The 14,770-nt window shown below is 46.0% G+C and carries 7 protein-coding genes; 3 read left to right on the top strand and 4 right to left on the bottom strand.

All coding sequences use genetic code 11. The features are described from left to right. Positions 1-47: 47 nt before the first annotated feature. Together treY and treZ are read right to left on the bottom strand one after the other, a co-directional pair. The gene (treY, locus tag NC996_RS19625) at positions 48-2,846 is read right to left on the bottom strand and encodes a malto-oligosyltrehalose synthase (RefSeq protein WP_190687833.1); all 2,799 of its coding nucleotides are present in this window, start codon (positions 2,844-2,846) and stop codon (positions 48-50) included. A 144-nt stretch (positions 2,847-2,990) separates the two neighbouring features. After that, the gene (treZ, locus tag NC996_RS19620; RefSeq protein WP_190687828.1) at positions 2,991-4,817 is read right to left on the bottom strand and encodes a malto-oligosyltrehalose trehalohydrolase; all 1,827 of its coding nucleotides are present in this window, start codon (positions 4,815-4,817) and stop codon (positions 2,991-2,993) included. A gap of 266 nt (positions 4,818-5,083) precedes the next feature. On the opposite strand from treZ, the gene NC996_RS19615 reads away from it, so the two are divergent. Both NC996_RS19615 and NC996_RS19610 read left to right on the top strand, forming a co-directional pair. Continuing rightward, a complete protein-coding gene (locus tag NC996_RS19615) occupies positions 5,084-7,087 on the top strand; it encodes an ATP-binding protein (protein ID WP_199303230.1) in 2,004 nt (667 codons plus the stop codon). 79 nt (positions 7,088-7,166) lie between these two features. Beyond that, complete coding sequence (locus tag NC996_RS19610; RefSeq protein ID WP_190687824.1) at positions 7,167-8,240, top strand: low specificity L-threonine aldolase; 1,074 nt, start codon at positions 7,167-7,169, stop codon at positions 8,238-8,240. Between the two features lie 26 nt (positions 8,241-8,266). On the opposite strand, the gene NC996_RS19605 is transcribed toward NC996_RS19610, so the two are convergent. Continuing rightward, entirely contained in the window at positions 8,267-9,031 is a 765-nt protein-coding gene (locus tag NC996_RS19605; protein WP_190687821.1) for a class I SAM-dependent methyltransferase, read from the bottom strand. 177 nt (positions 9,032-9,208) lie between these two features. Further along, complete coding sequence (locus tag NC996_RS19600) at positions 9,209-10,531, bottom strand: hemolysin family protein (RefSeq protein WP_190687818.1); 1,323 nt, start codon at positions 10,529-10,531, stop codon at positions 9,209-9,211. Positions 10,532-10,812: 281 nt separating this feature from the next. Between NC996_RS19600 and mfd the strand changes: the two genes are divergently transcribed. Then, positions 10,813-14,319 (top strand): transcription-repair coupling factor, encoded by a 3,507-nt coding sequence (gene mfd, locus NC996_RS19595; RefSeq protein ID WP_190687815.1) that lies wholly within the window; start codon positions 10,813-10,815, stop codon positions 14,317-14,319. Positions 14,320-14,770 lie beyond the last annotated feature (451 nt).

The following is a 14,770-nucleotide window of genomic DNA, read 5'->3' as shown; positions in this document are numbered from 1 at the left end:
GAGGGGCAACAGTATCTGATGTCCAGTATGACAAAGGGGAATCGATATTAGCGATCGCTTTCGCTAATTAATAAAGCTACCGGAAAGTGTTTTAAGGCGTCCCCAATCAACACCGTGCCATTCGCGCTCAGGGACTGAGAAGTAATTGCATCTTTCATTGCAGATGGCATTCCCTGCGGTAGCTTCAACTGGGTGTCACCCCATACTTCTCCCAAAGGATATTCTCCTTCTTGGACAACGTTCGTCAGCAATCGCGGGACAATTGTAATTGCCACCCGATTTTCATAACTTCTGGCAAAAGCAACAATCCGATCCTGAAACTTTCCATTCACTTCTAGCGGTATATAATCTCCTTTTTGGAAAACTGCCAAATTTTGTTTTCTTGCCTCCAGAACCCTAGCTATCAAGAAAAGCTTAATTCTTCCATCCTCCTTACTCGTAAATAGCTCATCGATCAGCTTCAGAACATCTGCCTTAGCTTTCTCTTTAATCTCTTTAAGGAATGCTAGCCGCTGCTCAAAGTCCACTGGACGCCGATTATCTGGGTCTACTAAACTCAGCTCCCATAACTCCGTTCCTTGATAAAAATCAGGTACACCAGAAGCGGTAATTTTTAGCAAAGTTTGAGAGAGAGAATTGAAAATTCCGTAGTAAGCTATCGATTGTTGGAAGGGCAGAAACTCCTGGAGAAATTGATTATCTGTGGAAGGGTTCAGGACTTCTTCGATAAAAGCAACAAAGCCATCTTCATAATCAGTATCCGGTCTGAGCCAAGCGGTGTGAACCTTAGCCTCTCGAACCGCTTTCACTACATATTCTTTCACGCGCTCTACAAAGTGCGATCGCTCGCTTTCAGCAAACGGAAAAGCACCAACCAGCGTTTGGTAAAAGAAATATTCATCATTCTTTTGAGGAAAAACTCGACCCTTCATGCGGCGTTTTTTAGAGTCGTTAATTTTACTCCAAGTTTTTACCTGTTCTTCCCACTCATCGGGAATTTCTGAAAGCACATTTATTCTAGCTCTGACATCTTCCCCACGCTTGGTATCATGGGTTGCCGTGGCATTCATTTTATGAGGCCAACGCTCATGCTGCTTTTGGTTGAACTCGTGAAAATCTGCAACGCTAACCCCAAATTGGCTCGGATTTCCACCCACTTCATTCAGGGATAAAAGTCGGTTGTAAACATATAAAAGCGTATCCTCAATTCCTTTCGCCATCAATGGGCCAGTCAACTGCTGAAGTCTCATCACGAAGTGACGCTGTACTTCTCTTTGTTCTGCCTTTAAAGAGTCCTCCTCTTCTAGCAACAAGAGTTTTTCAATGTAGTTCAGTTCCTTCAAAAGCAACGGCACTTGCTCTCTAGCTTTTTCAATGACTTCCTTCACATAGAAGCGATCCGATTCTCTTAATCCCTCTTGATTGATATAAGTTCGATAAACGGGAAACAGTATCAGAATCTCAGCCAAAGCTCTTTGCAGACCATGCTGAGTAAAATCGATTCCTACTCTAGAATGCCCCGATACTCGTTTCAAAAGATGGGCTAAATTATCTACATCTCCCGCCATATTTTTCTCTACAATCAGCCTTTTTTTATCCATAAAAAGCTGCTCGTAGGGGGTATTTAAACCTGTCAGTCTAGAGTAAATCTCAGTAAACCGTTCCTCGCTCTCAGTTCGGCAGAAAATACCGTTAACATAGTTTAAGAAGTCATAGCCGCTGGTTCCCTCTATAGGCCAGTAAGCAGGTAAATCTTCTTTATGTTCCAGAATTTTTTCAACCGTAATATAGACATCTCCAGCTTTGTTTCTCAGCCGTTGCAAATATTCACTTGGATCGTAGAGTCCGTCAATATGGTCGATTCGGAGTCCTGTGATTGTTCCAGACTCAACCAACTGACTTATAAAATTATGAGTTTTATGAAAAACCTTGATTTCTTCGACTTTGACAGAAATTAATTCGTTGACGGTGAAAAATCTTCTATAATTCAGTTCTTCAGCACCCACTTTCCAAAACGAAAGGCGATAGAACTGTTCTGAAAGCAACCTATCAAGAGAATTAAAACTTTCTGGATTGCCCTTCTCCCCATTAAAAAACTCTATGTTGCTATCGATAAACTCCTGAACTTCTGGATTTTGGGTATAAAGTTCCCACAAAAGTCCTTTCACAAAGGCTATCTGGTCATATCGTTCTTTACCTTTTGGTTCTACTAGCGTGTTTTTAAGCAGGTAAAGAATCCCTAGTAATTTAACAAAATCTGGATGATTTCTTCCCAGAGATTTAGCTAGTTTTCCTAAGTTATGAGTAATGAACGGGGCATAAGATTCTATTTTTACAGGAAGTTTTAAGCTAAAGTAATTAACACTCAGCCCGCTTTGATCGTACTGGAGTTGAATTTCGGCATTTTCCAAACAATCCCCATAAAAATTCCCCAACATTGGGGCAAGAACGCGCTCTCTCAGGTTTTCATAAGGATGATTCCAGTCAATATCGAAGTAATCGAAATACTCGGAATTTGGTCCATTTTCGAGGATGTCCATCAAGAACTGATTTTGGCTATCATAAGCCATGTGGTTGGGAACAATATCCTGTACCCATCCCATATCGTAATTCTTGATTTCATTCACCAATGCTTCAAAATTTTCCGGTGTTCCTAGTTCGGGATTCAGTTGTGTGGGATCAACAACATCGTAGCCATGAGTGCTACCTTCTCTTGCTTTAAAAATGGGCGAAGCGTAAAGGTCGGAAATTCCTAATTCAGCGAGATAAGCAATAATTTTCTTGGCTGAATCAAAGGGAAAATCTGCATTAAATTGAATTCGGTAAGTAGCTGCTGGAATCCGCATGATGTAATTTTAATTCCTCAATGATTTTTCTAATTTTGTCAGGTGAACAGTGCTTGCTCTACAGTGACGACTGGCGAAGCAAAGCCTCAATCGTCTCGTTATCATCAGTTTGATAATTAGGATTGGAAGGCTCTGCCTCGTCTATTATCCTGCTATCTCGTAGAGAACAATACTCTGTGGTTTGATGGTCAATTCTTGGTTTAGCGTGAGTTTTTCCGGTAAAGTGGAACCAGAACCCATCCACTGAGTATCGGAAGAGTCTAAAATCTTTTGCCAGTTGCCACTTGGTAGATTAGCTGTAAAAGTGACCTCTTTTTGATTGAAGTTCATAATGGAGTATATCTGACTAGTTTCACTCCAACGCCGAAGGAATAAGATTTTATCGGCTTCAATACTGGACGCTTCTAGGGTGTTTTTGTCTGGTTTCTTCAAAGCAGGAATTGTTCGGCGTAGATGTATAAGTTGCTGATAAAATTCCCAAAGAGCTTTGTGTTTTCCTTCTTTTCGTTTTTCCCAGTTAATCTGACACTTCTGGAAGGTTTCAGGACTTTGGGGATCTTGCATTTCGCCTCGCCCCACAAATACTTTGAATTCTTCTTCTTTACTCTTGCGAATTGCTTCAATCAAATCCTTATCTGAATGACTGATAAAGTAAAAGAAAGGCGCTTCCTCACCATATTCTTCCCCCATGAAAAGGAAGGGGACAAAAGGAGATAGAAAAATAGCAGCCGCAGCTAGTTTCAGACCTTCTAAGGAAACAAGCTGAGATAACCTTTCTGCCAGGACGCGATTACCAATTTGGTCGTGAGTCTGGGTAAAAACAATAAATCGATATCCTGGTTCGTCTTTGGAAGAACTACCATGACGGCGCTTTCTATGAGAAGCGTATTGTCCGGAGTAAATAAAGCCTTCTTTGAAAGATTTTTCGAGTTGTTCAACCTTTCCAAAATCCTCGTAATACCTATCGTTCTCTCCGGTGAGTAAGGTATGCAATGCGTGGTGAAAATCGTCATTCCACTGTGCATCTATTCCATAGCCGCCCACTTCTTTGGGTCGAATGACTCGGACATCGTTCAAATCGCTTTCGGCTATCAGATAAAATTTTCTACCTTGTTGCTGGGAAAAATTAGCAACTTGGTCTGCCATTTCCTGTAATAAGGGTCTAGCACCCATCTCAAAAATGCCCTGAATGGCATCTAATCTTAGACCGTCTATGTGATATTCTTGGAGCCAGTAAAGAGCGTTTTCTAAACAAAAGTTACGGACGCCATCGCTGTATTTGTCATCAAAATTCATCGCCTCTCCCCAATCACCGCGATATTTGGTAGTGAAGTAGGGAGCAAAATCTCGGAAGTAATTTCCTTCAGGACCTAGGTGATTGTAGACGACATCGAGAATGACTGAGATACCGTGTTGGTGACAAGCATCAACGAGTTTTTTTAATCCTTCAGGGCCACCATAGGAATTCTGCACGGCAAAGGGAAACACCCCATCATATCCCCAGTTTCTCTCACCGGGAAATTGAGCAACTGGCATAATTTCAATGGCATTAATCCCTAACTCGCTTAATTCAGCAAGTCGGGGAATTATTGCCTCAAAGGTGCCTTCTGGAGTGAAGGTGCCAACGTGTAATTCATAGATAATAGTTTCATCTAAGGGAATGCCAGACCAATTAGTATCGTTCCAGGCAAAAGTGCTAGGATCGATGACTTGAGAAGGGGCGTGTACCCCCTTCGGTTGGTATTTTGAAGCTGGGTCTGGTCTATCAGTTGTTCCTTCGAGTTTGTAGTAGTAAAGCGTTCCTGGTTCAATGCCTGAAGCTTTAACTTTCCAGTAACCTTCTTCATCCTGTTGCATTGTGAGAAGGCGTTCTTCAGGAGAAACAATTTGTACGGCTACTGTATGAAGAGTGGGTGCCCAAACGGTAAATTCACAATTTCCGTTGCCCAAGTAACAAGCGCCAATTCTCACCTTTAATTAGCCTCGCTGTTAAGAGTATTTTTCGCCTGATGGCGAAGTCGCATTAACGTATCCCAGAATATAGTTACGTTTAGTTACGTAGAACTGCCATAAGGTGTATTTTTATTTACTCAATTAGCGATCGCGCATATCAGCTTACTGACCTCTGGCAATGGCAGAAGGCTAAAAGCCACGCTAGTAGAGTCAGAAATGACTGCCTCTGTACTTGTGGCTAAGCTTTAGTGGCATCTTGAAATAGGGGGATTGAGAAAAATGCTATGGAAACAATGAGGATTCCTTTTCAATTGATTTGGGTAGTGGTAGCGATCTGTGTGCTGCCTAGCTTGCTGAATTTGTTGGGAGTGGATTTTGCCTCACCGAAGCATCCCTTCGAGGTGCCAGCTGCTGTGGGAATGTCTCCCCGCGCATTTGTCGAAGCGATGCAGTACACGCTTTCCGGAAGCTTTCTGCACACCATTCTGGAGTGGAGTGCGTTCTGTATTGCTCTGTCCATTGTTATTTTGTCTTTGATTCACTTCAGCCTGAAGCGCGATGCTGTCACGCTCATAATTGGCGTGGCAATGTTTTGCGCGGGGTGCATGGACACCTTTCATGCTTTAGCCGCCGACCGATTGAGCCAGGGGATAGCAGATAGCCAAAACCTAATTCCTTTGACTTGGGCAGTCTGCCGACTTTTTAATGCTTTGATTCTGCTGGGAGGCGCGGGAATTTTTCTGGCGACGAAACCAGGAAAGTGGAAGGGAGGCGCGGGTTTTGTTGCGATCGCTAGTGTATCTTTTGCTATTGCTTCTTATACAATTGTCTATTTCTGTACCCATAGTGCCATACCGGCAACTATTTTCCCGAACGCGCTTGTCACTCGTCCTTGGGATGTCCCTCCCCTCTTATTGTTTATCTTTGCAGGTATTTTTGTTTTTCCTCGCTTTTATGATGCTTATCCCAGCCATTTTTCTTTAGCGCTAGCGATTAGCGTGATTCCCCAAATTGCCGTTCAACTCCACATAGCTTTTGGGTCAACTGCATTATTCGACAACCATTTTAATATTGCCCATTTTCTCAAAATTATTGCTTACCTCGTCCCATTTATTGGCTTGAGTTCGGACTACATTCATACTCTTCGCGAAGAAGCCCTAACCGTTGACAAATTAGAAGCCACACAAAAAATATTATTAGATAAAACCAAGCAGTTAGAACTGATTAATCTTGAGCTGCAAAAACAAATCGCTGAGCGTCAGCAAGTAGAAGAGGAGTTGCACCGCTCCAATGTTGAGCTTGAAAGGAGAGTTGAGGAACGAACAGCAGAAATTAGACAGACCAACGATCTGTTATTGCTTGAAGTTTCTGAGCGCAAGCAAAGTGAAAATCGTTATCGAGAAAAATCTCAAGAGCTAAAAATTACTCTGCTTGACCTCCAGAAAACTCAAGCTCAACTGATTCAAACTGAAAAAATCTCTAGCCTCGGTCAATTAGTGGCTGGAGTTGCTCACGAAATAAATAATCCAATTAACTTTATTCACGGCAATATAAATTATGCCTGTGACTATGCGAATAGTTTGCTCTATTTGTTACACCTTTACCAACAACAATACCCCTCTACACCTGAAATTGACCAAGAAATTGAAGCAAGTGACCTTGATTTTATTATTGAAGATTTGCCAAAGTTACTAAAATCAATGCACTTAGGAATTGAGAGAATTCGGGAAATTGTTCAGTCCTTACGTTCGTTTTCTCGCGTCGATCAAGCGGAAATGAAGCCGGTTGATATTCACGAAGGCATTGATAGCACCTTGCTAATCTTGCAGTATCGCCTGAAAGCGATCGCTGGCGGTCCCACGATCACCGTGACCAAAGAATATAGCGATTTGCCATTAGTTGAATGTTACGCGGGACAGTTGAATCAGGTGTTTATGAATCTGCTGAGTAACGCGATTGATGCACTAGAAGAGTCAGTCGCTAAGGAGGAAATATTTTGTCTTTTACCCAGTATTAAAATTAGCACCGCTGTTGAAGACGAAAAGCTAGCGGTGATTCGCATTGCCGACAACGGCCCAGGCATGACAGAAGAAGTCCGTTCTCATCTATTCGATGCCTTTTTCACAACGAAACCAGTCGGGAAAGGTACCGGCTTAGGGCTATCGATTAGTTATCAGATTGTAGTAGAAAAACATAGTGGCAGTATGGAGTGTATTTCTGCACCCGGAGAGGGGGCAGAGTTCGTCATTAAGATTCCGATTTCGCAGAACAAGATATCGCAACTCTAAATGATTCCAGAAGTCGAGGATCTATGTCGGCAGAGGCGATTAGCATAGAGTTGAGTATTGAGAAACGCGAGACGAACAGATGAACTTTTGTAGCGACAATGTCACCGGGATTTCGCCGGAAATTATGGCAGCGATCGCTGCCGCTAATCAGGGTACCACCATGCCTTATGGTGATGATAAATATACCCAGCGCTTGTCAGCCCAGTTCAAGGAATTGTTTGAGACAGATGTAACCGTTTTTCCCGTCACCACGGGTTCTGCTGCCAATGCCCTCGCCCTGTCCGTTATGACACCTCCGTTTGGGGCGATTTACTGTCATCGCCAATCTCATATCAATCTGGATGAATGCGGGGCACCCGAATTTTATACCGGCGGCGCAAAGCTAGTAACCCTGGATGGTGCAGATGGCAAGATTCGCGCCGCTGACTTGGCTGCTGTACTGGCAAAATCGGGCGCTGGCGTCGTCCATCACGTACAGCCTGCGGCTGTAAGCTTGACTCAGGCAACGGAAGCTGGAACTATCTATCAGCCAGAGGAAATTTCCCAGATTGCCGAAATTGCCCATTCCTACAATTTGGGTTTACATATGGATGGTGCCCGTTTTGCGAATGCGGTTGCTAGCTTGGGTTGTTCTCCAGCGGATATCACTTGGCGGGCTGGGGTTGATGTACTATCGTTTGGAGCGACTAAAAATGGTGCAATGGCAGCAGAAGCCGTCATCTTTTTTAATCAAGATTTGGCAAAAACTTTCGCCTATCGTCGCAAGCGCAGCGGGCATCTCTTTTCAAAGATGCGGTTTTTATCTGCCCAGTTGGAAGCTTACATTAAAGATGATTTGTGGCTGAAAAATGCTGCCCATGCTAATCAGATGGCTAAGAAATTAGCGCACGGGCTAACAGCGCTACCAGGAATGAACCTGTGCTATCTGGTTGCAGTAAATGAAATCTTTATTCAGATGCCGGAGGAAGTTATCCAAGGGCTTCTTGCCGATGGTTTCCAATTTTATCGCTGGGAGGGGGAATATTCATCAACCGTGCGATTAGTAACGGCTTTCAACACTAAGGAAGAGGATATCACTGCCTTGATTGAGGCGGCGCGGGCACACTGCAACGTGGTTTCTTCACCTCTAGTTTCCACCTTCAATTTTCAGTAGGGAAGGGCAAAATTTCTTTCCCTAGTTTATGATTTTGTTCCCCGCAGGAGAGCCGAGTATTCGCAAAAGGAACGCTGCGGCGCACCCACAATAGAAAATACCGATTTTGCTTGTGAAGAAGCATTATCCAGTAATATTTCCAGTTCTTGAACTGCTTCTGGTGGTGTCTGCTGTCGTGCTGTCCAATCTGCAAAATCAATCGGTAGGTGCCACTGTTGCATCGCGGTGAAGGGCATCCCAATACTTTCGCCAGCCGCTTGCCACTCCGATATCATCCAATCCCAACTATGAGAAGGATCGCGTAGTTTCTCCACCTGATTGATAAACTCTGCCAGTGCAATATCTTCCGGTGAAATAATGTCCACAACCAGAAACTTTCCACCCGCTTTCAACACTCGAAAAACCTCACTCAGCGCGGGTGCCAAGCTGGGGAAGTGATGAGCGACATAGCGGCAAGTCACAATATCAAACTGCTCATTTGAAAAGGGGAGTGCTGTAGCATTGGCTTCCTGAAAATGCACGTTATTTAAGCCTCGTGCCGTTGCTTGCCGCGATGCCTCTGTTAACATTTTCTGGCTTAAGTCGATGCCAATCACTTCGCGGACATGGGGGGCGAAAGCAAACCCCGTATGTCCTGCCGCACACCCTACATCAAGTACACTCATCTCTGATGTTGGTTCACCTGCCTGCACCATCAGCTCCAGATCGTGCCCTTGTGCGAAAATGGGTGATGTACTGTAGGCATTTGCTGCACGGTCAAATTGCTCTCGGATTGCTTCTTCTGACTGCATTTTTGGCTCCTAAAACAGGTGTGGGCAGAATGGAAATTCGGTGGAATTGGTATTTTTAGCTCTAAGCGAACCGGATTAAGAAGCGATCGCTTTCTGTGTCAACATCAACGCACGATGCAGGCAATGCCGATAACACGCAAAGCGTTAAAACATGCTCAACCCAGCAATTTCAGCATCTCAATCGCCAGACTCAGAATCAGCGGCATCTCTAGAGACGGGCATCACCAGCACCTTATCAACGCGATTGCCATCCATATCCATCACTTCAAAACGCCAACTACCCAGATGAAAATGGTCGGCAGCCGTAGGAATTTTCCCTAAATGGGTAATCATAAAACCGCCCATTGTGTGATAGTTTCCTTTTTGCGTTCCCGGCAATTCCTCAATATCTAATATTTCAAAAAACTCTTCCACCGACAACATTCCATCAATCAACCAGGAACCATCTTCGCGTTGTACGGCTGGAGGAGATGTTGTACTATCGATTTCTACATCACCAACGATTTCTACTAAGATGTCGTTGAGCGTAACTACTCCCTGAGTGACGCCGTATTCATCTACAACCAGCGCCATGTGAGTGCCGGTTTGCTTGAATAATTCTAGAACTTTCAGCCCTCCGGTACTTTCAGGCACAAATACCGGCTGTTTCAACGAGAGCGTTAGGTCAAGCTGTTGTCCGGACAGACAGCGCCCTAATAGGTCAGTCACGGGAATGATGCCCAAAACATTATCCAGCGCCCCCTGACAAACGGGAAATCGGGAATAGGCGCTGTTTATAATCTTGCGTTGATTTTCTTCCTGGGAGTCTTCTAGGTCAAGCCAGACAATATCCGGTCGGGGTGTCATTAACGCACTCACGGGTCGGTCTCCCAGGCGAAACACTCGTTCCACCATGTCTTGTTCTGCTTCCTCAAAGGTTCCCGCCTCCGTGGCTTGCTCGATTAAGGCTGTAATATCGTGTTCGGTGATTTCACCATCGGTAGACGGTCTGATGCCCAACAGCCGCACCATCATATCTGTGGAGGTACTCAATAGATAAACAACTGGGGCAGCAATAGTAGCCAACATCCGCATCGGGATAGCAACAGATGAAGCAATCCGTTCTGGATAGTTTAAAGCCAGCCGCTTGGGCACTAGTTCGCCAATAATCAGTGTCAGATAGGTGATGATCAGGATGGCGATCGCTGATGCGATCGCGTTTTTATACGGAGCGCTCCAGGCAATCAACCCTAATAGAGGGGTAAGGCTTTTGGCGATAGTTCTTTCGCCGAAAGCACCGGAGATAATTGCTAGGAGGGTTATCCCCACCTGAACAATCGCCAAAAACTGATTCGGGGAATTCGCCAGTTCCAAGGCAGCGCGTGCTTTGACATCCCCTTGGTTAGCCAGCTGTTGCAGCCTCACCTTCCTAGCCGAGACGATAGCTAACTCTGACATCACAAAGATGCCATTGGCAACGATCAGTAGCAAAACAATCAGAAATTCGGTAGTAGGGGTCATTTGTCAATGTGTCAGTAATATCGGCGAACGGTGCCTTAGATGGAAGTAGGGGCGATACCCGAAGTTGGATGGTTAGAAAACCAGAGAACCAATGTGCCCACCCCGATATCAAAAGCTGGGGTTCCCCAAAAAAGCAGTAGCTATAGAGAAAGTAGCATTTTGTGTAAAGCAGAAATCTATCGGTAGAGCAGTCTCGATTTGAACTGCCTTCTAAAATGATGGAAGTAGGGAGGTATACTCCTGCCTTTTTGTCAGAACGAATTAAGCATTTCCTCCAACTGATGGCATTTTCTTCTATTATTCGTGCCCTAGGGCGATCGCCTCTCACGACAGAACTCCTTTCTAAGCTCGACCAACAACGGTATCTACAGCTCAACGGCATTCCCCGTTTGCCAAAGGGATTGGTGGCTTCTGCCCTCGCGCAAGCCCAAGGACAGAATTTGTTCGTGGTGTGTGCCACCCTGGAGGAAGTCAGCCGCTGTTGCGCTCAACTGGAAGCGATGGGTTGGCAGACGGTACATTTTTATCCGACTTCTGAAGCATCGCCCTACGAGCCATTTGATCCCGAATCGGAGATGACTTGGGGACAGATGCAGGTATTGGCAGATTTAGTCAAGGCTGAGGCGACAGGAAGTCCTCACTCCTCAGCCAAGATGGCGGTTGTGGCGACGGAACGGGCGCTACAACTTCATTTGCCACCTCCTGAAGCTTTTAAGCCTTTCTGCATCACCCTGGAACGCGGACAGAGTTGGGATTTAAACGCCTTTAGCAAGAAGGTGGCGACTCTGGGATACGAACGGGTGCCTCTGGTGGAAATGGAGGGGCAATGGAGTCGGCGCGGGGATATTATCGATGTGTTCCCGGTGTCGGCTGAGTTGCCGGTGCGTTTGGAATGGTTCGGGGATGAACTGGATCAGATGCGGGAGTTCGATCCGGCAACTCAGCGATCGCTAGATAAGATTGAGCGGCTGGTGCTAACTCCGACTGATTTTAGTCCGATTGTTCGGGCGGCGTTAGAAGATACGAACCGCCAAGACGCCAAGGTCGCGAAGGAAGAGAGGGAAGAGAGGGAAGAGAGGGAAGAAGAACCAGAGAAGAGTACGCGGCGGTTGTTGGGGGTGGCTTTTGAGAAACCGGCTTCTTTGTTGGATTATTTGCCGGAAAATACGCTGATTGCGATTGATGAGCCGGAGCAATGTCGCGCCCATAGCGATCGCTGGGTGGAACACGCTGAAGAACAATGGGCAATTGCGAATAGGAAGGAGGAATTACCCAAAATTCACCGCAATTTTGATGAATCTTTAGCGGCGGCGGAACGCTTTAAGCGGCTGTATTTATCAGAATTGGTTGAGTCCTCAGTCCTCAATCCTCAGTCCTCCGCACTCAATCTGGCTAGTCGTCCGGTTCCGGTAACGCCGCATCAGTTTGCTAAAATTGCGGAAACTTTGCGAAACGAGCGCGATCGCAGTTTCTCGATCTGGATCGTTTCTGCACAGCCTTCCCGTTCTGTGTCGCTGCTCCAAGAACACGATTGTCCGGCGCAATTTGTCCCCAATCCCCACGATTATCCGGCGATTGACAAGTTGCAAATCCAGAAGACGCCGGTGGCGGTAAAATATTCGGGGATCGCGGAACTGGAAGGATTTATCCTGCCAACCTTCCGATTGGTGGTGGTGACAGACAGGGAGTTTTTCGGACAGCATTCTCTGGCAAGTCCCAGCTATATCCGCAAGCGTCGTCGGGCGGCGTCTAAGCAAGTCGATCCCAACAAGTTGCGCCCCGGTGATTATGTGGTTCACAGAAATCACGGGGTTGGTAAGTTTCTCAGGCTGGAAAGTCTGACGGTTAATAACGAAACCCGTGAGTATTTGGTAGTGCAGTACGCGGATGGTTTGCTGCGAGTAGTGGCAGATCAGGTGGGTGCGATGTCTCGGTTTCGCGCCACGGAGGGGAAACCGCCGGAACTGAATCGAATGTCCGGCAAGGCGTGGGAATCTACCAAGAATAAAGTCCGCAAGGCGATTAAGAAGTTGGCGGTGGACTTGCTGAAGTTGTATGCTCAGCGATCGCAACAACAAGGTTTTGTTTATCCAGCGGATTCGCCTTGGCAAGAGGAATTAGAAGATTCTTTCCCTTATCAACCGACGCCGGATCAGTTGAAGGCGGTGCAGGATGTGAAGCGGGAAATGGAAAGCGATCGCCCGATGGATCGGTTGGTGTGCGGTGATGTCGGTTTCGGCAAGACGGAAGTCGCCATCCGAGCCATATTTAAAGCGATTACCGCCGGGAAGCAAGTTGCGTTCCTCGCCCCAACGACGATTCTGACTCAGCAGCACTACCACACCCTAAAAGAGCGTTTCGCCCCCTACCCAATTGAGGTGGGTTTACTCAACCGCTTCCGCAGTGCTGAGGAACGCCGCAATATTATCAAACGGCTGGCGACGGGTGAATTAGATGTCGTCGTTGGCACTCACCAACTCTTAAGTAAGGAAATTCGTTTCCGAGATTTAGGGTTGTTGGTGGTGGATGAAGAACAGCGATTTGGCGTTAACCAGAAGGAAAAAATCAAATCTCTGAGAACGCAGTTGGATGTGCTAACTCTTTCCGCCACCCCAATTCCCCGAACCCTTTATATGTCACTGTCGGGAATCCGGGAAATGAGTTTGATTACTACGCCGCCACCCTCTCGGCGTCCGATTAAAACTCACCTGGCATCCTACGATCCCGAAGCGATCCGCACGGCGATTCGTCAAGAACTCGACCGGGGGGGACAGGTGTTTTATGTCGTCCCGCGAGTCGAGGGAATTGAAGAAACGGCTACGAAGCTGCGAGAAATGGTCCCAGGAACCAGACTTGCGATCGCTCACGGTCAATTAGACGAATCTGAGTTAGAAGCGACGATGCTTGCCTTCAGCGCTGGCGAAGCGGATATCCTCGTCTGTACCACGATTATTGAATCCGGCTTAGATATCCCCAGAGTCAACACGATCCTGATTGAAGATGCCCATAAATTTGGTCTATCCCAGCTATACCAATTGCGCGGACGGGTGGGACGTGCTGGCATCCAAGCTCACGCATGGCTATTTTATCCCAAGCACAAGGCGCTCTCAGATGCCGCACGGCAACGGTTACGAGCCATTCAGGAATTCACCCAATTGGGTTCTGGCTATCAACTTGCCACGCGCGATATGGAAATTCGGGGCGTCGGTAACTTATTGGGTGCGGAACAATCGGGACAGATGGATGCCATTGGTTTCGACCTTTATATGGAAATGTTGGAGGAAGCGATTCGCGAAATTCGCGGACAGGAAATTCCCCAAGTTGACGATACGCAGATTGACTTGCAGCTGACGGCGTTTATCCCCGCGGACTACATCACCGATTTGGATCAAAAGATGAGCGCTTACCGTGCAGTGGCTGCGGCGAATTCTAAGGAAGAATTAGTGAGTATTGCCGCAGAATGGAGCGATCGCTACGGGAGTATCCCTAAATCAGCAACTCAGTTGCTGCGGGTAATGGAACTGAAACAACTGGCGAAAAAACTCGGCTTCAGCCGGATCAAACCAGAAAGCAAACAACACGTTATCCTAGAGACACCGATGGAGGAACCCGCCTGGAACCTGCTCAAAGATAATCTGCCAGAACACCTGAAAACTCGCTTTGTCTACACCTCCGGTAAAGTCACCGTTCGCGGTTTGGGCGTCTTGCCTGCCGAGCAGCAGACGGAACATCTGATTACTTGGTTGGGTAAGATGCAAGGGGCACTCCCAGAACCGGCACTCGTCTAATTTACATATCAGTACTGACAGCTCGGTTTGCAGGGTCGAAGAGTTGAAATTTGTCTTTAAGTTTGTCTGCTATTAGATCGGGCAAATCGGTAGTGTCAAAACCTCTTCCTGTCTCCCTGCAAATTTTTTGTTATTTTTGCTACCAATCCTCTATCAATCTCAGGAAAGATAATGAACAAATTGCACTCAAAAAAATTACCTCGTTGGGTACTTCCGCTTTGACTGAATACTTAGTTTTAATGTAATTAATGAATGCAGTACAGCCAAGCTAACTGTGTAAATCTCCTAGATCAGAATTATCGGAACATTTGTTTAACTTATCTAATTCTGTTCTTCTAAAATTGGCTTGAGCTGGCATTTCATGATTTCAACCAGTCGAGAAATAAACTAAATTCAGTCTCTAAGCAATCCCAGCTTAGGTATTTTGACGTGGCATTTGTTTAATTGGTGA

It is taken from the genome of Trichocoleus sp. ST-U2 (genome assembly GCF_039961875.1).
Taxonomy (GTDB): Bacteria; Cyanobacteriota; Cyanobacteriia; order Cyanobacteriales; family FACHB-T130; genus FACHB-T130.
Note: the sequence above shows the minus strand (reverse complement) of the source record. Positions and strands in the feature narration are given on the sequence as shown.